General features: G+C 66.9%; 15 protein-coding genes and 1 rRNA gene. 4 read left to right on the forward strand and 12 right to left on the reverse strand.

What is annotated here, in order from left to right; all coding sequences use genetic code 11:
• Window positions 1–18 precede the first annotated feature (18 nt).
• The 7 genes from AC5RWA_RS11000 to AC5RWA_RS11030 form a co-directional block, all read right to left on the reverse strand.
• Entirely contained in the window at window positions 19–1437 is a 1419-nt protein-coding gene (locus tag AC5RWA_RS11000) for an HNH endonuclease signature motif containing protein (RefSeq protein ID WP_494057616.1), read from the reverse strand.
• Window positions 1438–1627: 190 nt separating this feature from the next.
• A complete protein-coding gene (locus AC5RWA_RS11005) occupies window positions 1628–2989 on the reverse strand; it encodes an NtaA/DmoA family FMN-dependent monooxygenase (RefSeq protein WP_494057617.1) in 1362 nt (453 codons plus the stop codon).
• 10 nt (window positions 2990–2999) lie between these two features.
• Window positions 3000–4064 (reverse strand): LLM class flavin-dependent oxidoreductase, encoded by a 1065-nt coding sequence (locus tag AC5RWA_RS11010; protein ID WP_494057618.1) that lies wholly within the window; start codon window positions 4062–4064, stop codon window positions 3000–3002.
• Window positions 4061–4894 carry a DUF1684 domain-containing protein gene (locus tag AC5RWA_RS11015; protein WP_494057619.1) on the reverse strand — a complete coding sequence of 278 codons (834 nt, stop codon included), beginning with the start codon at window positions 4892–4894 and terminating at the stop codon, window positions 4061–4063. Before AC5RWA_RS11015 ends, AC5RWA_RS11010 begins: the two co-directional genes overlap by 4 nt.
• Window positions 4895–4956: 62 nt before the next feature.
• On the reverse strand, window positions 4957–6015 hold the full coding sequence (locus AC5RWA_RS11020; protein WP_494057620.1) for an ABC transporter substrate-binding protein: 1059 nt from the start codon (window positions 6013–6015) through the stop codon (window positions 4957–4959).
• Between the two features lie 9 nt (window positions 6016–6024).
• A complete protein-coding gene (locus AC5RWA_RS11025) occupies window positions 6025–6843 on the reverse strand; it encodes an amino acid ABC transporter ATP-binding protein (RefSeq protein ID WP_494057621.1) in 819 nt (272 codons plus the stop codon).
• Window positions 6843–7838 carry an amino acid ABC transporter permease gene (locus AC5RWA_RS11030; RefSeq protein WP_494057622.1) on the reverse strand — a complete coding sequence of 332 codons (996 nt, stop codon included), beginning with the start codon at window positions 7836–7838 and terminating at the stop codon, window positions 6843–6845. Before AC5RWA_RS11030 ends, AC5RWA_RS11025 begins: the two co-directional genes overlap by 1 nt.
• A gap of 309 nt (window positions 7839–8147) precedes the next feature.
• Between AC5RWA_RS11030 and AC5RWA_RS11035 the strand changes: the two genes are divergently transcribed.
• The 4 genes from AC5RWA_RS11035 to AC5RWA_RS11050 all read left to right on the forward strand — a co-directional run bounded on the left by AC5RWA_RS11035 (window position 8148) and on the right by AC5RWA_RS11050 (window position 13503).
• Window positions 8148–10088, forward strand: a complete 1941-nt coding sequence (locus tag AC5RWA_RS11035; protein ID WP_494057623.1) for an FAD/NAD(P)-binding protein — start codon at window positions 8148–8150, stop codon at window positions 10086–10088.
• A 4-nt stretch (window positions 10089–10092) separates the two neighbouring features.
• On the forward strand, window positions 10093–10629 hold the full coding sequence (locus AC5RWA_RS11040) for a GNAT family N-acetyltransferase (protein WP_494057624.1): 537 nt from the start codon (window positions 10093–10095) through the stop codon (window positions 10627–10629).
• A 48-nt stretch (window positions 10630–10677) separates the two neighbouring features.
• A complete protein-coding gene (locus AC5RWA_RS11045; RefSeq protein ID WP_494057625.1) occupies window positions 10678–12372 on the forward strand; it encodes a helicase HerA-like domain-containing protein in 1695 nt (564 codons plus the stop codon).
• Between the two features lie 138 nt (window positions 12373–12510).
• Entirely contained in the window at window positions 12511–13503 is a 993-nt protein-coding gene (locus AC5RWA_RS11050; RefSeq protein ID WP_176156735.1) for a hypothetical protein, read from the forward strand.
• Between the two features lie 157 nt (window positions 13504–13660).
• On the opposite strand, the gene AC5RWA_RS11055 is transcribed toward AC5RWA_RS11050, so the two are convergent.
• The 5 genes from AC5RWA_RS11055 to rrf form a co-directional block, all read right to left on the reverse strand.
• Window positions 13661–14479: a DUF559 domain-containing protein gene (locus tag AC5RWA_RS11055; RefSeq protein WP_494057626.1), complete on the reverse strand. Its 819-nt coding sequence runs from the start codon at window positions 14477–14479 to the stop codon at window positions 13661–13663.
• A 216-nt stretch (window positions 14480–14695) separates the two neighbouring features.
• Window positions 14696–16702, reverse strand: coding sequence for an NHL domain-containing thioredoxin family protein (locus tag AC5RWA_RS11060; RefSeq protein WP_494057627.1), 2007 nt, complete (start codon window positions 16700–16702; stop codon window positions 14696–14698).
• Window positions 16702–18864, reverse strand: a complete 2163-nt coding sequence (locus tag AC5RWA_RS11065; protein WP_494057628.1) for a bifunctional copper resistance protein CopD/cytochrome c oxidase assembly protein — start codon at window positions 18862–18864, stop codon at window positions 16702–16704. The genes AC5RWA_RS11060 and AC5RWA_RS11065 overlap by 1 nt, the downstream gene beginning before the upstream one ends.
• A gap of 115 nt (window positions 18865–18979) precedes the next feature.
• The gene (locus AC5RWA_RS11070) at window positions 18980–19267 is read right to left on the reverse strand and encodes an HU family DNA-binding protein (RefSeq protein ID WP_009358243.1); all 288 of its coding nucleotides are present in this window, start codon (window positions 19265–19267) and stop codon (window positions 18980–18982) included.
• 476 nt (window positions 19268–19743) lie between these two features.
• Window positions 19744–19860, reverse strand: a 5S ribosomal RNA gene (rrf, locus tag AC5RWA_RS11075).
• Between the last annotated feature and the right edge of the window lie 302 nt (window positions 19861–20162).

Here is a 20162-nt window from a genome sequence, read left to right on the forward strand (position 1 = left end):
CCACCGCGACCGCAGGAACTAAAACGGCGGCGGTTCCGGCGGCTTGCCTGGATCAGGCTCCGGATGGACTTCCACGGGTTCGCTGATGTGGACGCGGCCGAATGGTGATTGCCACTCGAGGTTGCCGGACCCAGGCAACTGCCTGTACTTCCAGGCCCCTATGGACTTGAGCGCGTGGTGTCTTCGGCACAGCATTGCAAGGTTTCCGGCGTCAGTCGTCCCCCCGTCCTGCCACTCAACGGTATGGTCGGGTTCGCAAACAGAGACCGGGCGGGTACAGCCCGGGAACCTGCAGGTGCCGTCACGGCTGTGCAGGTACCGTAGCAACGCCTTCGGCGGACGGTAAGCCGTCCGCCCAACCCCGAGGGCTTTGCCGGTGGTGCAGTCAGTGAAAAGCCGCTGCCAGTTGGGGGCCAGTGCCGCCAGCTGTCGGGCGGTGGGAGCGTCAAGGGGCCCGTAGCCGGCAAGTTCCGCGGAGTCCAGTGTCGCTTCGCTTCCTGTGCCACCCCCGAGTGCCAGACCTAGGGGAATGGTCACTACCACCTCGGCCCGGAACACCCCGAACTCTAACTCCCCCGTTCCGCCGAGGAGACGGTGGGCCAGTGCATCCGCCCGGAACTCCGGGAGCGTGCTGGAGCCGGACCGGACACCGTCCCCAACAATGGCGCCTGAGTCACGGCTATGTTCTGCAACCTTGGCCTTGATCAGCCGTGCGTCGTGGTCGAGCCCGTTGAAAATGGCCAGGCCAACCTCTGCAGGAAGGGAGGCGGTGAGGGTGCACATCCCGTCCGGCTCGGGTGAGAACCACACACCGCGTTCGCGGTGGGCGGCTGCTTTCCGGGCCGCGAGGCTCTCTGGATGGAGCCGCTCACGCAGCCTGCGCAGGCAGCTGCGCAGTTCGACGGCGGTGCGGAGACGGCCGTGGCGGGTCCGCGTCCGTTGCAGGGCCACCCGCGAGAACTTTTCAGCGTGCCCGGCAGGCAGGAAGCGCGCCTGTTCGAGGATGGTCCGTGCGTGCCCGTTGGAAATCTTTCCTTCTTCAACCGCTTCAAGAACTTCCCATTGGGACGTGGTCAGTTCTGCGGCTTCATTCAAGGAGCGTGCGGCTGAACCTTCGGAGACGGCGCAGGCGGTAGCCACCTCTGTGACGGCGAGCGCATGGGCCTCGTCCCCGCCAAAACGCACTGGCTGCTCCTCCCGTCTCACCGGGGTCTCTTCGCCAACGGCCTCTTCGACCCGGGCCAGGGCACGCGTTTTCATGGCCGTTCCCCAGGCAATGAGCCGGTCAGCTGATGCGACGAGCCGAAGAGCCTGGTCAGCCGAGAGGAAGGAAGGGAGTGGAAAGCTTACAGTCCCGACCAGAAGCGGATCCCCATCCCCGAAGGCGACAGCAGGAACCCAGGCATCATCAACCTCCGGGGCCGTTTGATGCCGCATGCGCTGCCCTCCTCCTGAGACGTCGGGTTTTCCTTATCCGGACGCTTCCAGCCTAGGTGCGGGGTCTGACAAACGCCCTACAGATGCTGCTCCCACACCGTCAGCTGCAGCTGTACAGCCCCAGCGGAAGGCTCGACGACGGCGGCACCCTCCTCGCCGTCGTCGGCCTTTCCACCGCGGTGCCAATTCATCAGGCGCGGACCGTCTCGGCGGAGCGCACGGGCGTCTCCAGCCCCAGGTTCTCCCGCAGGGTGGTGCCCCGGTATTCCGTGGGGTAGACGCCGCGTTCCTGCAGTTCGGGCACGAGATGGTTCACGATGTCGTCCAGCCCCGTTGGAATGAGCCACGGTGAGATGTTGAAGCCGTCCACCGCGCCCACGCGTGCGTACTCGGCCAGCTGGTCGGCCACCGCAGCGTAGGAACCCGTGAAGGTGGAATCCACGCGCGCGGTGCGGGACGTGACGAACTGGCGGATGGAGAGCCCCTTGTCCTTGGCCTCGGCCCGCCACTGGTCCGCCAACTGCCGCGCCTTCGCGCCGTGGAAGCCGCTGCCCCGCGTTTCGGAGGTTTCCTCTACCACGGGATCAATGTCCGGAAGCGGGCCGTCGGGATCGTAGTCGGACAGCTCCCGGCCCCAGAACTGTTCCAGGTACGCCACCGCCTGCTGCGGACCGATCTGCAGGCTGCGCACCCACTCCTTCTTCTCCGCCGCCTCTTCCGCGGTGGGAGCCAGGATGAATTCGCTGGCCGGCATGATCTGCACGGCATTTGCCCCGCGGCCGGCGGCAAGGGAGCGCGCCACGAGGTCCTGGCGGAACTCCACCGCGTCATCGAACTTGGGGTGCGCGGAGAAAATCACGTCGGCCTGCCGCGCGGCGAAATCACGGCCTTCCGGGGAGTCGCCTGCCTGGAACAGCACCGGCCGGTACTGTGCACTCCGCGGCAGGCGCGGGGTGACGTCCACCGTGTAGTGCTGCCCCTCGTGAAGCACCCTGCGTGCGGGGCCGTCCGGGGTTTCCCAGGAGTCCCAGATCCGCTTTGCCGTCTCCACGAACGCCTCGGCGTGCTTGTACCGGTCCGCGTGGTCCAGGTAGCCGCCGCGCCGGAAGTTCGCGCCGGTCCAGGCGTTGTCCGTGGTGACGATGTTCCATGCCGCCCGGCCGCCGGAAATCAGGTCCAGCGAGGCGAGCCGGTGGGCCAGATCCGCGGGATCGTTGTATGTGGTGTTCTGGGTGGCCACCAGACCGATGTTGTTGGTCACCGAAGCCAGCGCCGCGAGCATGGTCTGGGCGTCCGGCCTGCCAACCACATCCAGCGCGTGGGGCCGCCCGAGGTGTTCCCGCAGGCGGAGCCCTTCACCCAGGAAGAACGCGGCGAACAGCCCGCGCTCGGCGGTCTGGGCGATGCGGCGGAACGATTCGAAGTCGGTCTGCGAGCCGGATTCCGGGGCCTTCCAGATGGTTCCCGAGTTGACCCCCTGGAAGAAAATGCCGAACTGCAGCTTCCCTGTCGGCGTGAAAACATTGGATGTAGCACGGCTGTGCTGCGTCATGGTTTTTCCCTTACTTTCCGGTGCCGGCAGCGGCGGATGCATAGCGGTTGGTCGGACGTTCGAGGCCCAGCAGGTCGCGGAAGGTGCCGTCCTGGACGGGAGAACGGAGGGCACCGCGCCGCCTCAATTCCGGCAGGACCAGCCGGGCCAGTTCCCCGAGGTCCACCGCGAGCGACGCCGGGTGGAGCCGCACGCCGTCGGCTTCTGCGAGCAGCGGCGCCAGGAGGTCAACGAGGGCTGCCGCCGGGCCGGCGTACCTCGCCCGGCCGCTGTCGGCGCCGGCCCCGCGGTCCCCCGCAGCCTGCCCGTGGGCGTCCAGGACGACGTCGAGCTCGGCAACCACCGCCACCGCAGCTCCGACGCGGGTGCGGACGTCGCGGATCTCGACGGCCAGCAGTTCAGGGGTCGGCGCGCTCACCAGCACACCGTCCACGGCGTCCGCTGAAACCCCGCGCAGCAGGGACGCCGGAACCAGCACCGGCAGCTGCCCCTGGAGCGGCCTGGGAATAATGGACGGGCCCTTGACTGAATAGGCCGGGCCCGCGAAGTCCGCCGGGGTTTCAAAGTCGGCGTAGTGCAGCTTGTCCACATCGATGTAGCGGCCGGTGGCGACGTCACGGATCACCGCATCGTCCTCCCACGAGTCCCACAAACGCCGGGACACCTCGATGGAGGCAGCGGCTTCCTGGCCGAGCGCAGCGCCGCTCACAAATTCGCGTCCGACGGCGGCAGCGGCTTCGGGTGATTCCCCTGCGGTAGCGATCCATCCGGCGCGTCCGCCCGCCACGTAGTCCAGGCTCGCGAGCTGCGTGGAAACGTGGAACGGCTCGGTGTAGACCGTATCCACCTCCGGCACCAGGGCTATGGTCCGAGTGATGGGGCCGGCGTAGGCCGCACGCTGCAGGGCGTTGACGCGCCCGGGTGCCGGTTCATCGGTAAAAGTGGCCACGTGGAACCCGGCGGATTCGGCGGCAAGCACGGCTTTGGTGAGGCTGCCGAAACCGGCACCGTCCCACCCGGCGCCGTCGAGTTCAATCGCCAGGAACCCGGCGCGGGCTGATTCGTTGGTGCTCACTTCTGGTCCTGACGTTCGCAGGGGATCTTCTCGCCGGCTTCGATGGCAACGGGCAGCCGGTTTTCGGCCGGCGGCAGCGGGCAGGTGGCCAGGTCCGTGTAGGCGCAGGGCAGGTTAACGGCCCGGTTGAAGTCCAGCTCCACCGAACCGTCCGCGGCCGGCACCACGGAGAGCGAACGGTTGGCTGCGTAGGTGGTTTTGCCGGAGGTCTGGTCCGTAAACAGGACGGACAGCGAACCGGGTGCGTGGCCGTTGAACGCCGTCAGCGCCAGTTCCCGGCCTGCCAGTTTGAAACGGATTTCACCCGGGGCCTCGTAGACATGCTGGATGCCTTCGACGGCGGCCCCCACCGTGGTGGGCCGCGGCGCCTCGAAGGGCACAAAGGTCCCGCGGACGGCGTAGGCAGCGTCCGGCGAGTAGGCAGGGGTGCCCTGGTATTCGCGGAGCAGTGCGTTCTCCGGGTTCCGCGGCCGCACAATGTACTCGCCGCCGCGCTTCGCCACCTCAATGACCGTATCGCCGGACGCCAGGTTGATCCCGCCGCGCTCCTCGATGGATCCCAGCTCAATGGTGGCACCGGAGCCGGCGTTCAACTCCTGCCCGTCCCGCTGCAGGCTTTCGCCTGCCTCCAGAACGATGCGGACGGCGTCGTCCACTGCACTCCACGTGCCCGGAACACCGTCCAGCCGCCTGGCGGAGGAGTCCAGCCAGTGCAGGTGCGTGACGGCGAGGAAGCCGTGCGGGTGGGCGCGGTGGCGTTCGTGGGCGGTGTGCCATTCCTGCCAGTCGGCGTCGAAGGACTCGAGGGCGGTTTCAGTGTGCGTAGACAAAGTGGCTCCTTGTGGTGCTGGTGCGGGCGGATTCGGGGCGGTTGCCGTGGATGACGTCCCCGTCATGGGGTCTTCGCAGCCTGTGTTGGAGTAGCCTGGGCGGCCGCGAAGGTCTCCTCGGTGATGGTCTTCGACTCCGGCAGCGCCTCCTCGGACAGGCCCCAGCGCTCCAGCACCTCTGCGTACGAACCGTCCTCAATGGCCGAGTTCAGGGCCTCGGTGATGACCGGGGCCAGCCCGTTCCCGCGAAGGGTGGTGGCTGCCACCAGGGTTTCCGAGGGCCAGCCGGCGTTGACCTTGCCCACCACTTTCAGGTCGTCCCGGGTGTTTTCCCGGTACACCGTGGACGGGTAGGGGGCGATGTTCAGGTCTGTCCGCCCCGAGGACAGAGCCAGGATGGTGTCGGCGTCGGACGAGTAGTACTGCAGGGTGGCGGGCGCCTTGCCCTTGGCCTCGAGTTCCTTGTTCCACGCGAGAAGGATCTTCTCCTGGTTGGTGCCGGACCCCACGGACACCTTCAGGCCGGAGATGTCATCCGCGCCCTTGATGTCATAGCTGGCGGACTTCTTCGCCTCGAAACCCATGAAGGCGGCCCGGTAGCTGGCAAAGTCGAAGAGCTTCACCCGGTCTTTGTTCACACCCACGTTGGAGAACACAGCCTCGAAGTCGCCGGACTGGGTCTTCAGCGGCCAGTTGTCCCAGGAGGTGACCTGGACATCCAGCTCCAGGCCCAGCTTGTCCGCCACCAGTTGCGCGATGTCCAGCTCGGATCCGATCGGCGTCTTGTCGTCCGTGGCGTGGAAGGACAACGGAATGGAACCGGCTGTGGTGGCGATGGTGAGCTTGCCGTCCTTGCCAATGAGTTCGGGGACCTTGGCGGCGAGCGCCGGATCCTTCTCTGCACGGATGCGCTGCTGGTCCGGGGACGCGTTGTAGACCACGCCGTTGCGTGCCGCCGTCGTCTCAGCTCCGCCCGTGGCAGAGCCCGCAGCTGTTGCACCGGGATCGGCGCAGGCAGACAGCGCGGCTGTTCCGAGGAGTACGACGGCGGGCAGCGCCGCCAGGGTGCGCCTGTTGCGGAAGCGCGGGGTGCGGATGCCGGCGAGTGAAGAGAATGCCATGGGAGGTCCTTAGATGTTGAAAGCCGGTTCGAGCACCTTGGAGAAGAAGCTCCTGGTGCGCGGTTCCTGGGGGTTGGTGAAAATCTCCTGCGGGGTGCCCTGCTCCACGATCTGGCCCTGGTCCATGAACACCACGGTGTCCGCCACGTCCCGGGCAAAGCCCATCTCGTGGGTGACGATGATCAGGGTGGTGCCGGAGGTGGCGAGCTCGCGGATAACGTCGAGCACCTCGTTGACGAGTTCAGGATCCAGTGCCGAGGTGGGCTCATCGAAGAGCAAGATCTTGGGATCCAGTGCCAGGGCCCGCGCGATCGCCACGCGCTGCTGCTGGCCGCCGGACAGCTGCCGCGGGTAGGCATCCGCGCGGTCCTTCAGGCCCACGCGGTCCAGCAGCTCCAGGCCACGGCGCTTTGCCTCTTCCTTGGAGGGCCGTGCTTTTCCGGGACGCTGCGCCACGACGGGCGCTTCGGCCACGTTCTCCAAAGCGGTGAGGTGCGGGAACAGGTTGAAGTTCTGAAACACCATGCCGATCTCGGTCCGCTGCTTCAGGATGTCCTTCTCGCGCAGCTCATGGAGCCGCCCGCCCCGGACTTCGTAGCCCACCAATGTGCCGTCGATTGAGATGTGGCCGCCGTCCACCTTTTCCAGGTGGTTGATGGTGCGCAGCAGGGTGGACTTTCCCGAGCCGGACGGGCCGACGATCACGGCCACGCCGCCCGGCTCAACCGTGAGGCTGACGCCTTTGAGGACCTCGGTGGCCCCGAAGGACTTGCGCACGCCGGTGATTTCCACCAGGCCTTGGGTGGCTGTAGCAGCTGTAACGGTCATCAGAGGCTCCTGGTCCGGTTGGCCACTGCGTGGGTGGCGAAGAATTTACGGGCTTTCTGCAAGGGGGTCAGCGGCAGGTTCCGCACCGCACCCTTGGAGTAGTGCCGTTCGATGTAGTACTGGAAGACGCTGAGGACCGAGGTGATCACCACGTACCAGAGCGTTGCCACCAGGAGCAGCGGGAGGACCTGCTGCGTGCGGTTGTAGATGACCTGCACGGTGTAGAACAGCTCGGAGTAGGCCAGGACGTAGACGATCGATGTGCCCTTGACCAGGCCGATGATCTCGTTGAAGGCGGTGGGCAGGATGGCCCGCATCGCCTGCGGCAGCACAATCCGGGTGGACCGCCGCCAGGCCGGGATGCCCAGGGCCGCCGCGGCCTCCAGCTGCCCCTGGTCAACGGAGAGGATTCCGCCGCGGATGATCTCGGCCGAGTAGGCCGCCTGGTTCAGGGTCAGGCCCAGCACTGCGGCCGCGAACTGGCTGATCAGCGTGGTGGTCTGGACCTCGAAGAACCTCACGTCGGTGAAGGGGATGCCCAGGCTGATCTTTTCGTAGAGGTAGCCCAGGTTGTACCAAAGGAGCATCTGGACCAGCAGCGGCGTGGACCGGAAGATCCAGGAGAACGTCCAGGACACCGAGACCAGCAATGGTGAGGCGGACAGCCGCATGAGCGCCAGGATGAAGCCCAGGACGAACCCGAGCAGGCCCGAGATGGCCGTCAGCTTCAGCGTTTCCAGCAAGCCGTTGATCACGGACTGCGCGGTGAACCACTGCGCCACCACGCCCCATTCCCAGCGCGGGTTCGTGGCAAGGGACCACGCCACCGCCAGGACACCAAGCGCGACGGCGGCAGTCCCCACCCAGCGCCAGGGATGCCTGGCTGCCACCACCGGGTAGCCGGAGTAGTCCATGGCGGTCCGGGCAGGTGGCTGTGCCGTCTGTGCCGGCTGTGATTGTGCTGACTGCGCCACCTTCGTTGCTGCTGAACTCATGCGCCACCTCGCTTCTCGATTCGGGTTGGAGCCCGCTGCCCCGGTACCGGTCCTGGCTGGCCCGGTTGCTGGCTGCAAATCTAGGACCGCCCGGAAGAGGCCAGCAAGGCGCCAGGTTGCATATCGTCACGGGACTTAGCGCGGCGTCATGAGTCGGTTTTTTGCGTCCCTTGACGCGCTGTGACGGGGAGTTAACGGGCGTGACCAGGCGCTCGACCGCCGTCGTCACCGCTGCCTAGCATGGGCACTCCGGCGGCCCTTCCAAGGCCGCCGCGTCCCCGTCCGCCCCGCACCGCCGTCAGGAGTCCCATGCCAGCGAACATTCCGGCCGTCGTCTTCATTGGGGGCGGCCCCCGGGCGGCCGGCGTGCTTGAGCGGATTGCCGCCAACCGGCCGGAGATCTTCGCCGGCGCCCTGCAGATCCACGTGGTGGAGCCGTACGTCCCCGGATCCGGCCGGATCTGGCGGTACGACCAGCATCCCGGGCTGCTGCTGAACTCGACGGCGGCCGACGTCACCATGTTTACGGACGCGTCCGTCGCCTGCGAGGGTCCCCCGGCATCCGGCCCCGGACTGGCGGAATGGGCGGACGGCGTATTGGACGGATCCATTACCGACGTTCCGGACTTCCCTCGGCAGCTGCGGGACCAGCTTCACTCCCTCACGGGCTCCTCGTTCCCCACCCGCCAACTTCAAAGCCAGTACCTCGAATGGTTCTTCCGCCGCACTGCCCGGTCCCTCGGCAAGAGCGTGACCGTGCACCGGACCACGGCGGTGGACATCGCCCCGCTCGGCGACGGCGCGCATGCCGTGGAACTGGCCAACGGGCGGACTTTGCATGCCGGCATCCTGGTCACCGCGCTGGGCCACACCGACTCCCGCCCGGACGCCGCCTCCGCCGGCTGGTCCCGCTTCGCCGCCCGCCACGGCGGGTTCCATGCGGCGCCCAGCTACACCACCGACGTCGACTATTCAGCCATCGCCCCCGGGCAGGACGTGATCGTCGCCGGCATGGGCCTCGCGTTCGTCGACCTGCTGGTCCTCCTGATGGAGGGCCGCGGCGGGCGCTTCGAGGAAACATCCGACGGCGGGCTGCGCTACCTTGCGTCCGGCAGGGAACCCCGGCTGTGGGCAGGGTCGCGGCGCGGCGTGCCGTACCACTCCAAGATTTCGTCTGCCCTCCGTGGTCAGGCACCCGGTCCGCTGCTGTTCTTCACCGCGGACGCCGTCGAGGCCCTGCTCCGGCGGCACGGCGAACTGGATTTCCGAAGCCACCTCTGGCCGCTGATCGCCAAGGAAGCCGGGTACGGCTACTACCGGGAGCTGCTGACCGGCAGCCCGGAGCGGGCCGCCATGGGCTGGGAAGAGTTCGCCTCGCGCTACTCCGGCCTGGACTGGTACAGCACCGCGCGCGTCGAACTCGTGGCTGCCGCCGTCCCGGATGCCGGCCTGCATCTCGACCTCGAGCGGCTGGACCGGCCCTTTGACGGGCGCCGCTTCGCCGGCCTCGGGGAAGTACAGTCCGCCGTGGCAGGGTACATCGGGCACGACCTCGCGCTGCGGGACAGCCCGGACCATCCGGAGACCCTGGCACTCTTCCTGGCACTGCTGCACGTTTACATGGAACTGGGGCGCGTGGTGCCTGCGGAACGGCTCAATGCACGGTCCCAGCAGACCGTCCACGGCTGGTGGCACGGGTTCTTCAGCTTTGTCGACTCCGGCCCGCCGCCCCACCGCCTGCGCCAGATGCTGGCCCTGCACCGTGCCGGGCTGCTCCAGTTCCTGGGTCCCGGCCTTGAGGTGACGGCCGACGAGGCCACCGGGCTGTTCCGGGCAACGTCCCCGCACCATCCCGCCGCCATCACGGCCAGCGCCTTCATCGAGGCCCGGCTGCCGTCCACGTCGGTCACCCGGTCGCTCAATCCCGTGCTAGCGTCCCTGTACGGCAGGGGGCTGGGCACGGAGCAGCAGCTGCTCACGGCCGACGGCATCCACTCCACGGGCAAACTGCTGGTTTCCGCCCGGCACCAGCTGGTGGATGCCGCCGGAACCCCGCAGGAAACCGTGTTCGGCATCGGGCCAGGAACGTCAGGCTGGGGTGCGGGAGCGTTTGCCCGGCCCAATACCAACGCGGCACCGTTCCGGGAGAACGATGCCCTGGCGCGGACCATCCTCACCGTTGCCCGCGGCCTGTCCGCCGAAACCTCCGCCACAATAACTCCAGAACCAGCCGCCGTCGGAAAGTACTGAACCCGTGACCGCAGAACCCGAACTCAAGCGCAGGCCCCTTGACCCCGCAGCCCTGGCGGTCCTGAACCTGCCCATGCACGATCCCCGCGTCCGGCCGCTGCTGGACGAACTCGCCGTCGAATACGACACCCGCTACGGCGACCTTTTTGGCCGGGGCGCTGCCGCAGAGGAGCTGAACCGGTACCCAGCCGCCGAATTCGAGGAGCCCCACGGTGCGCTCCTGGTGATCCAGGAAAACGGCGAATCCATCGCCGGCGGGGCGTTCCGCCAGTATGACGCCACCACGGCGGAACTGAAGCGGATCTGGACGCACTCCGCACACCGCCGTCGCGGCCTTGCCCGCATGGTACTCACCGAACTGGAGGCCCTGGCTGGCCGCCGCGGATACACCCGGCTCTACCTCACCACCGGTCCGCGGCAGCCCGAGGCCAAGCACCTCTACCTCACCACCGGCTATGAGCCGCAGTTCGACCTGGCCGCCGACCCCGAGACCATCGGGCCGCTGGCGTTCACCAAGGAACTTCCGGCCGCGCAGAACTGACCGGCGGAGTGCCGCCGCGCAGGCACCGGGCGCCGCTAAGCTGGCGCCATGGCCAACAAAACCACAGCAGAGAAGCTTGCCACCATCCAGAAGGGCTACGCGCTGGACGGTGCCACCATCGAACTGGGGGCCGCCATCATCGACGGCGAACTCCACAAGGACGCGCCGGTGCGGCTGCCGCTGGCCATGATGAACCGGCACGGCCTGGTGGCCGGTGCCACCGGTACCGGCAAAACCGTCACGCTGCACATGATGGCCGAGCAGCTCTCCACCGCCGGCGTCCCCGTCTTCCTGGCGGACATCAAAGGTGACCTCTCCGGGCTGGCCACCGCCGCTACCGGCAGCGCTAAGCTCACCGCCCGCACCGAGGGCATTGGACAGGCTTGGCAGGGGAAGACGTTCCCGGTGGAGTTCCTGGCCCTGGGCGGCGATGGTAACGGGGTCCCCGTGCGGGCCACGGTATCGTCCTTCGGGCCCATCCTCCTCTCGCGCATCATGGAACTGAACGACACGCAGGAATCCAGCCTGCAGCTGGTGTTCTACTTCGCGGACAAGAACGGCCTGGAACTCATCGACCTCAAGGACCTCCGGGCCGTGATCCAGTTCCTGACGTCCGCCGACGGCAAGGACCAGCTGGAGGAGCTGGGCGGGCTGTCCAAGGCGACCGCCGGTGTCATCCTGCGGGAACTGGTGAACCTCGAGGCGCAGGGGCTGGAGAAGTTCTTCGGCGAACCCGAGTTCGATACCGCGGAGCTGCTGCGGACCGCGCCGGACGGCCGCGGCGTCATCACCTGCCTCGAGCTGCCCACGCTCCAGACCAAACCGATGCTGTTCTCCACGTTCCTCATGTGGCTGCTTGCCGATCTCTTTGAGGACCTCCCGGAAGCAGGGGACCTGGACAAGCCGAAGCTGGTGTTCTTCCTCGACGAGGCCCACCTGCTTTTCAACGGCGCGTCCAAGGCGTTCCTGGAGGCCATCACCACCACCGTCCGGCTCATCCGGTCCAAGGGCGTGGGCATCTTCTTCGTCACCCAGACTCCCAAGGACGTTCCGGCCGACGTCCTTGGCCAGCTGGCCAACCGGGTGCAGCACGCCCTGCGTGCCTTCACCCCGGAGGATGCCAAGGCGCTCAAGGCCACCGTGTCCACGTTCCCGGTCAGCGACTACGACCTGGAGGAAACCCTGACCTCCGCGGGGATCGGCGAGGCCGTGGTGACGGTCATGAACGACAGGGGCGCGCCCACTCCTGTGGCACTCACCCGGCTGCGGGCGCCCGAGTCGGTCATGGGACCCAGCGATGACGCCCTGGTCCGGAGCACGGTGGCCGGCTCGGCACTCCTGCCCAAGTACGGAACCGCGGTGGATAACCATTCCGCCTTTGAGAAGCTGACCGGCAAGGCTGCCGCACCCACCGGTTCCGCGGTGCCGGGCGGGCCGCCGGTTCCGGGTTCCGGCGACGCTGCGGACGTGGACGCCGAGGCCCGCCGGATTGAGGAGGAGATCCTGGGCCGGCCCAGCAGCAGGCCGGCTCCCAGCCGGAACACTGTTCCCCGTACGCCGACCGGGACGCCCCGGTCTTCGCGGCCGGAGTCGGGCGGCGGGATGATGGACGACCTTGGCGGCGCACTCGGTGGCGCCTTGGGCGGCGGCCTGAAGAGCATGGCCCGGTCCATCGGCACCCAGCTGGGGCGTGAACTGCTGCGTGGTGTGTTCGGCACGTCGTCCCGGCGGCGCCGCCGCTGACCCGACCCGCTCCCAAGGGGCTGCGGACGCCTGTTCCGGCTTCCGCCGTCGGGCCTTAACACCGCGCCTCTCCCCCACAAAGGGTAGACGCCGACTTCAGTGCGCGTTCGCACTAACGTTAGTGTAAGGAACGTGCAGATGAGTCAAGCGTTGGTGAGGATAGCGGCCGGATGGCTGCTGGGCCTCATGCTTGCCGTGGCCGGAGCCGTTGTTGCCGTGAACCTGGTGAACAAGACGGTGGCGAGTCCGCAGCAGCCGGTGCGTGAGTATCTGGACGCGCTGCAAAGCGGCGACGGCGGGAAGGCGCTGGGATTGTTGCGCGCCACTGTACCGCCCAGCAATGCCGCCATGCTCGACGGGACAGGGCTGCAGACCGCCGCGTCCCGCCTGGCCAACGTGGAGATCGGTGAACCGGAGGAGCGTTCCGGCAACCAGGTCATGGTGCCCATGGAATACACCATCGACGGCAGCCGGCTCCGCACGGAGTTCATGCTGCAGAAGACCGGCACCGAATGGATCTTCTTCAACACCTGGGCGTTCGTCCCGTCCCGGCTGCCTACGGTGGACATCACGGTGGTCAACGGCAGCGAGGCCAACGTCAACGGCGTGCCGGTGAACATGCCCAACGGCAGGAACTCCTTCGCGGTGTTTTATCCGGGTGAGTACGAGGCCGCCCTCAACGGCCAGTACTTCTCAGCCCCCGCAACCCGCGCCACAGTCACCGCCCGGGACGTCCCCGTGGCGCCGCTCAACCTGCTGACCCAGGCTACTGCCAGCCTCAAGAAGGACGTGGCGGACAAGGTCAAGGAGTTCCTGGACGGCTGCGCGGCGGAAGCGGTCAAGGAGCAGAAGCTCCAGCCGGACTGCCCGTTCTACTACGCCAGCAACAACAGGGTCCAGGACGGCACCATCAAGTGGACCGTCACCGAGTATCCGAACGTTGCCATCGAACCCTTTGACGGGCGGTGGGTGGTGGCACCCCTGGACGGCAAGGCCAAGGTGGAAGCGCTGCAGCAGAACTCCTTCACCGGGATCTGGTACCCGCTGGAAGAAGAAGTGGACTTCAGCTTCACCACCCGCCTGGACGTCTCCGGCGGTGCGGTGAGGGTCACCCCGGTACTGAGCTTCTAGGCTGCGCACGCTGCTCTACAGTCACGGGCCGCACGTCACGCCAGGCATGGTTTTGGCCACCTGTTCAGCGGAGGCCCTTTGTATTCCGGGCTTTTAGGGCCGGCACCCCCACAAAAGCATGTTCAGCGTGACGCAACGGCCGGCTGATGAGGACGTTCTACCTCCGCCGCCCCAGGACAGCCTGGACCTGGGCAACCATCTCAGCGGGGTGGTGCACCACATCGGCGTAGTAGTAGCGCAGCGCTGTATATCCCTGGACGACGGATTCGTTGTTCCGCCGATGGTCCTTCTTGACCTGGCTCCACTCTGCATGGTGCCGGCCATCGAGCTCCACCACCAGCCACCCGTCCAGCAGCAGGTCAACATAACCCACCCGTTCAAGGTAAACCTGGGTCTGCACGAAGATGCCGGCTTGGCGGAAATAGGTTCGCGCCAGCGTCTCGAGGAGGGAGTCGGCGCCTCTGTCCACCCACGCCAAAACTTCGCGGGTTTTGCCGTTGCGCCGGCCCTCGAGCCGCTGGCGGAGGAAGTCTACGGTCATGTCACCCCGGGAGACCGCGCTTTCGACCATAACCAGGGACTCAGCGAATGGCAGGCAGCGCAGGGCGTGGACCAGTACGTCGGCGAGGGCAACGACAGGATGAAGCCGGGAAGGTGGCAGCAGCAGCCCTGCGTGGTGGATGGCCGAGTCACCCACTGCAGAATGCCGCTGGTGGTAGACATGCCGAAGACCTGGAGGATGCAGGCACCAGAGGCCGTAGTGTGCTGCGGCGCTGGAGCAGGTGAGCAACTCCCGGTTCCGCAGCACGGCAACCAGGTCCGGGGGCGCCGTCGGAAGCGCGTAAAGTCCCCGGTCCGGCTGCAGGATGCCCCTACGCACAGCGCGTCTGAGCGCGGCGTCGTCAACACCGAGCCGGGCAAGGGCAGGACGGCGGGCGGCTCCGCCGCAGCGTGCGAGTGCATCTGGGACATCCATTCGGCCATGCTGGCCGTGCCCTTGGGCGTGCGGCACCTGGTGGCAGCCCTATGTGGAGAACTGGCGTACGTCACGTCAGGCACGTTTTTGGGTTCAGCTAGCAGCGGCATTCGCGCGAATCCGCGGTTCTTGCCAGGGTACAGCCACAAAAGGCTGCCGCCCGTGACGTTAGGGTCACGGGCGGCAGCCCTGTAATACGCGGACGACGGCGGCGCGTCAGTCCATGCCGCGGAGGTCCAGTACCAGCTCGGTGTCTCCGTCGGCCTGCAGCAGCACGGGGATGCCCCAGTCCTGCTGGTACAGGTGGCAGGCGGCGTGATCGGGGATCTCGCCGTCCTCGGTCTCCGGCCCGTCGCAGGCGGCCGCGCGCGCCGTGATGTGCAGGATGCCTTCGGGCACGTCCTGGGACAGCTCAAGGGTCCGGAGAAGCCCCACCGATGTTCCGCCGCCGGATACCAGCAGCTCGGGGGGCGTAGAGGAGATCTTCAGCTGCGTGGGATCGCCCCAGCGGTCATCCAGCTTCTGCCCGGTGGGGGCGGTGAAGCGGACGGTCAGCTCCAGCGGGCCGGGGGCCACCGGGCTCTTGGGCCGGTGCGTCTGGGATGCGCCCTCGTCCACTTGCTGTGCTTCCTTGGGGATGGGGACGTACACCAACTGGTGCTGGTTCGCCTCAACCACCACCAGCAGCGGCTCGGAGCCGGCTGCCTTGGTGTGGTCCACAATCACGTCGGAGGGTTCGGCGAGGCCGCGGGCCAGCGTGGAGACGGTCTTGGTGGTGGGGTCGTAACGGCGGACCGCGCCGTTGTAGGTGTCGGCGATTGCCACTGAGCCGTCCGGCAGGACCGTCACGCCCAGCGGGTGCTGCAGGCGTGCCTCCTCGGCGGCGCCGTCCCGGAAGCCGAAGTCGAACAGACCCTTGCCGACGGCGGTTTCCACGGTGATGGCGCCGTCGTCATCCATGGCCAGCTTGCGCAGGGCAGACGTTTCAGAGTCGGCCACCCAGATGCTGCCGTCGGCGTCCTCGGCCAGGCCCGATGACTGGGCGAACCAGGCCTCGTGGGCAGGGCCGTCCAGCAGTCCTTCGAGGCCGTTGCCGGCAATAATGTCCACTTCACCGGACACGGGGTCGAAACTGAAGATCTGGTGGGTCCCGGCCATGGCCACCACCACGGCGTTGAGCTTGCGCGACCATACCAGGTCCCAGGGCGAGCTCAGGGAGACTTCCAGGGGATGGTCACTGAGGCGGCCCGTGAACCCGGCAGCGTCCTCGTCCACGCGCGCGGGGCCGGTTTCCAGCAAACGCTGGACGCCGTTGCCGGCCAGGGTGGAGGCCTTGCCGTCTGTCAGCGACAGCCCACGAAGGCGGTGGTTGACGGAGTCGGCAATAACGACGTCGTAGCCCACCTTGGCTGCCACGTCTTCCGGCAGCAGGACCAGGCCCTGGGGTTCGTTGAACTGTGCGGTCGCGGTGTCACCGGCGGCCGGACCGTCGGCGTAGCCCTTGGTGCCTGAGCCAAAGGTGGCCAGGACGGTATGGAAGTCGGTGCCGAGCTCCACGAGGCGGTGGTGCCCGGTATCGGTGACCAGCCATGAACCGTGCGATGCGGCACCTGCTGCCGCGCCGCCGTCGGACGCTTCATCCGCGACGGAACCGCGGCCGGCGGGAAGGAAGAGCGCCTTGCCAGGGAACCTCAGGGTGCCGGACGTCGGCTCGGGCGCCACGTACGGGCCGGAACCGCGGTGCAGGGTGCCCTTGGCCTCGTGTTCGGCGATGAGCTCAGGGATCAGCACGGCCAGGCCGTCCGCGTGGCCCTCGCCGGAGAGGTGCGCCACGATGTAACCCTCGGGATCGATGACCACCAGCGTGGGCCAGGCACGGGCGGTGTACGCCTTCCAGGTCTCCAGCTCCGGATCGTCCAGGACCGGGTGGTGGATCTCGTAGCGCTCCACAGCGGCGGCCAGCGCCACCGGGTCCGCCTCGTGCTCGAACTTGGGCGAGTGGACGCCCACGGTGACCAGGACGTCCGAGTACTCTTCCTCCAGCGGGCGCAGCTCGTCCAGGACGTGCAGGCAGTTGATGCAGCAGAAGGTCCAGAAGTCCAGCAGCACGATCTTGCCGCGCAGGGCTTCGAGGTCGAGGGTCTTGCCGCCGGTGTTCAACCAGTTACGGCCCACCAGTTCGGAGGCTCGGACCCGGTGGTGGGTGCGTACGGTTTCGCTCATCAGCGTCCTTCCAGCTTGTTGCGGTCAGCCAGCTCGGCATCGCGTTCGGCCAATTTGGCAAACATATCGTTGTAAGCGGTGAGATCGGCGTCGTTATTCCTGTCGGCCGCCCGGTCCACCCGTTTGGTTTCCCGCGCGTCGGACCGGGACCACATGATGGCGACGCCGATCGCCACCAGGAGGGTGGGCACCTCGCCGATGCCCCAGGCCACTGCGCCGCCGGTCTGCTGGTCCATCAGTGCGGACTGTCCCCAGTCCCGGCCCAGGTTGCCGAAGTAGTCGGCGGCCAGGAGGTTGGTGCCGCCCATGATCGCCACGCCGAAGAACGCGTGGAAGCCCATGGTGGCCAGGAGCAGGAGCAGCCGCATGGGGTACGGCGCCCGGCGCGGCAGCGGGTCCGAACCGATCATGCTCAGCACGAAGATGTAGCCCGTGAGCAGGAAGTGCACGATCATCAGCTCATGGCCCACATGCTCGCGCATCGCGAACCCGAACAGGTCGGAGTAATAGAACAGCACAATGGAGCCGGCAAAGTTGGCGGCCGCGAACAGCGGATGGGTAACCACCTGGGAGAACTTCGAGTGCACGAAGACCAGGATCCACTCCCGGGCTCCGCGTGAACCGTCGCCGCGGGGTTGCAGGGCGCGCAGGGCGAGCGTGACCGGTGCACCGAGCACCAGGAAGATGGGGGCCACCATGGTCAGCGCCATGTGGTCCACCATGTGCGCGGAGAACAGGACGCGGCCATAGACCGACGGCGGCCCGGAGGTGATGTAGGTGAGCACCAGAAGGCCGATCACCCAGTTCACGGTGCGGAACCACTGCCACGTGTCGCCCCGGCGATAGACCTTTGCCACGCCGAGGAAGTAGGACACCAGCCCGAAGAGGGCCACGGCTATCCAGAGCCAGTCGAGGCGCCATTCCGTCAGCCAGCGTTCCGGCGTCAGTTCGGGGGGCAGTTCGTAGCCGGTCAGGATGAAGGCCGGCGACGCGTCCGGCGCATAGGTTGTGGGCTCCGGCGGGGCCGAACGCCCCAGGGCGACGGCCACGCCGGAAGTCAGGCCCATCACCAGGAGTTCGGCCAGGACCAGCTGCCACAGCACGCGCCGCGAGGACATTGTGGAGCCCTTGCGGCCCAGCTGCGGGATGACCCATTGGCGGTGCATGAAGCCGATCCCGCCCAGGACCAGGGTGGCTGCGGATTTGGCCAGGATCAGTTGGCCGTAGGCGGAGCCGAAGAGGTCTCCCCAGTTGGTGATCCGGATGCTGGCATTGATGACTCCGGAGGCGAATACCAGGACAAAGGCGAAGCCGGCCAGGGAGGAGAACCGGCGGAGGGTGGATTCAGTGATATCACCGGCTGCCCCTGCCTTGGAACCGGTGAGGATGCCGGAGAGCAGGGCCAGCAGGATGATGCCGCCCACCCAGGTGCTGACGCCCACCAGGTGCAGGCCGAGGGAGTTGATGGCGCCCTCGTGGTCTGACGAGCTTGAGGAGTGGCCAATCAGCGCCGTGGGGACCAGCCCAATGAACGCCAGGACCAGGGTCAGCGCCAGCCCGCCGAGGGACCGGACGCCGAACAGCGCTGTGGTGACTACGGCGGCGATGATGGTGACGGCCAGCCAGGCGCGCCCCGTCTCGATGTCCGTCATGAAATACACCAGGGCCTGCGTGAACTCGGCGTCTCCCGAGAGCGCCTGCCCGGCGACGTCCGCGTACGTCAGGACCAGGACGGCGATTGCGGACAGGGTCCAGGTTGCGCCGGCGGCGGCTGCCACGGCCAGAGCACGGCTGAAGGCAGGGTGCTCCGGGCCGCCGTCGGCTTCGGACGCTTCCCTGGCCCTGCTGCGGGGCGCCAAGCTCCTGGGCAGGATTCCGACGGCGAAGATCAGGCCGCCGATGACCGTTGCCAGCGAAATGTTGTGGATGGCCTTGCTGGCGGGCAGGCCCCAACGCACCAGGGCGCCGGGGTCAGCGACGCCGCGGGTTGCCGCAGCACCGGAGAAGATGAGGGCGGCAACAAGGCCAAGGAATACTGCGGCCAGTCCGGCAAGCTGCCAGGGGCGTGAGATGCCGGAGGCGCCGCTGTCCTGCCCCTGCGCTCCCTTGCCGGGAGCGGACTGGGGGTTTGTGGAACGGGGTTTTGCGGCAGAAGACACCATTCCATTGTCCGCTACGCCTGCCCGGGCCGCGAATCGGCCTTAAAAGCAAAAGGAGCGGCAACCTCCCGGTCACCGCTCCTTTTCCACGCCGGCTCTGGGCCGGGGAGGAAGAAGCTTACTTCTTGTTGGAAACCGCAGCCTTGAGCTTGGAGCCGGCGGTCAGCTTGACGCTGTGGCCTGCTGCGATCTGGATGGTTTCACCCGTCTGCGGGTTGCGGCCGGTGCGTGCTGCACGGTCGGTGCGCTCGACGGCGAGCCAGCCCGGGATGGTGATCTTCTCGCCCGCGGCGACAGAAGTCTCGAAAACCTCGAACAGTGCGTCGAGGACGGAGTTGACGGCTGCCTGGCTGGTGCCGGCCTTGCCCGCTACCTCTGCAACAAGTTCACTACGGTTCTTAGCCATTTATGTCCTCCTGGACGGTCATCTTTATGGAGCCTGCACGCGGCATGCGCACAAGCCACTGTTCGAAAACTTACCAGCTTGGGCGGTCGAGGTCCGCAAATTCCGCGTGTTTCCGCGACTTTTTGAGGTTAATCACCGGATTTTGGGGGGTTTTCAGCCCCGATTGTGCCCTCAGCGGACGCTCTCTCACCTAATGCAGGTTCCCCGATGACGCTCTATCAGCTGTTGCGGGTTCCCGGGCGACGCCGCATCACTTGTCCTGGGTTCGCTGTGGACGGCTTATCACCCGGGCGGATTGTCCGACGGCGGGACGGTGCCTTGGTGCCCCGCGGCGTGACCCGGGGTGGGTTGCTCTGTCAGTTGTGGTTGTCATCCGGGGTTTTTGGGTGCGTTATCTGATAGGGCATCCCGGGGCGGTGTTGTTTAAATGCGGGAGGCCCCAACCATTTCTGGTTGGGGCCTCGACCTTAATGGTTGTCCGGCGGTGACCTACTCTCCCACACCCTCCCGGGTGCAGTACCATCGGCGCTGTGGGTCTTAGCTTCCGGGTTCGGAATGGGACCGGGCGTTTCCCCCACGCTATGACCGCCGTAACCCTTGCTCCACACCCCCGCGGGGGTGGGAAAACCTGGTTACAACATTCGTGCTCGTGTTCGAGCAGTGTGGTGTTGTTATTCAGTTGGTGTTCCCTGCAACAAACGGGTTTGTTGTTTGGGAACCACATAGTGGACGCAAGCAGTCTTGTGTATCTTTTTACCCGCCCCGGGTGCAAACGCTTTTGAAGTTCGTTTGCGGGGTGGGTGTGTGGTGTAAGTTGTTGGCCTATTAGTACCGGTCAGCTTCACGAGTCGTTAGTCCTCGCTTCCACATCCGGCCTATCAACCCAGTGGTCTGG

Source organism: Arthrobacter sp. 210 2 (genome assembly GCF_059093025.1).

Bases quoted from the DNA above. Each gene is read 5' to 3' on its own strand.
- AC5RWA_RS11070 (WP_009358243.1), bottom strand. From the start codon at position 19,267: ATGGCTAAGAACCGTAGTGAACTTGTTGCAGAGGTAGCGGGCAAGGCC.
- AC5RWA_RS11005 (WP_494057617.1), bottom strand. From the start codon at position 2,989: ATGACGCAGCACAGCCGTGCTACATCCAATGTTTTCACGCCGACAGGG.
- AC5RWA_RS11020 (WP_494057620.1), bottom strand. From the start codon at position 6,015: ATGGCATTCTCTTCACTCGCCGGCATCCGCACCCCGCGCTTCCGCAAC.
- AC5RWA_RS11060 (WP_494057627.1), bottom strand. From the start codon at position 16,702: ATGAGCGAAACCGTACGCACCCACCACCGGGTCCGAGCCTCCGAACTG.
- AC5RWA_RS11030 (WP_494057622.1), bottom strand. From the start codon at position 7,838: ATGAGTTCAGCAGCAACGAAGGTGGCGCAGTCAGCACAATCACAGCCG.
- AC5RWA_RS11025 (WP_494057621.1), bottom strand. From the start codon at position 6,843: ATGACCGTTACAGCTGCTACAGCCACCCAAGGCCTGGTGGAAATCACC.
- AC5RWA_RS11000 (WP_494057616.1), bottom strand. From the start codon at position 1,437: ATGCGGCATCAAACGGCCCCGGAGGTTGATGATGCCTGGGTTCCTGCT.
- AC5RWA_RS11035 (WP_494057623.1), top strand. From the start codon at position 8,148: ATGCCAGCGAACATTCCGGCCGTCGTCTTCATTGGGGGCGGCCCCCGG.
- AC5RWA_RS11055 (WP_494057626.1), bottom strand. From the start codon at position 14,479: ATGGATGTCCCAGATGCACTCGCACGCTGCGGCGGAGCCGCCCGCCGT.
- AC5RWA_RS11050 (WP_176156735.1), top strand. From the start codon at position 12,511: ATGAGTCAAGCGTTGGTGAGGATAGCGGCCGGATGGCTGCTGGGCCTC.
- AC5RWA_RS11045 (WP_494057625.1), top strand. From the start codon at position 10,678: ATGGCCAACAAAACCACAGCAGAGAAGCTTGCCACCATCCAGAAGGGC.
- AC5RWA_RS11065 (WP_494057628.1), bottom strand. From the start codon at position 18,864: ATGGTGTCTTCTGCCGCAAAACCCCGTTCCACAAACCCCCAGTCCGCT.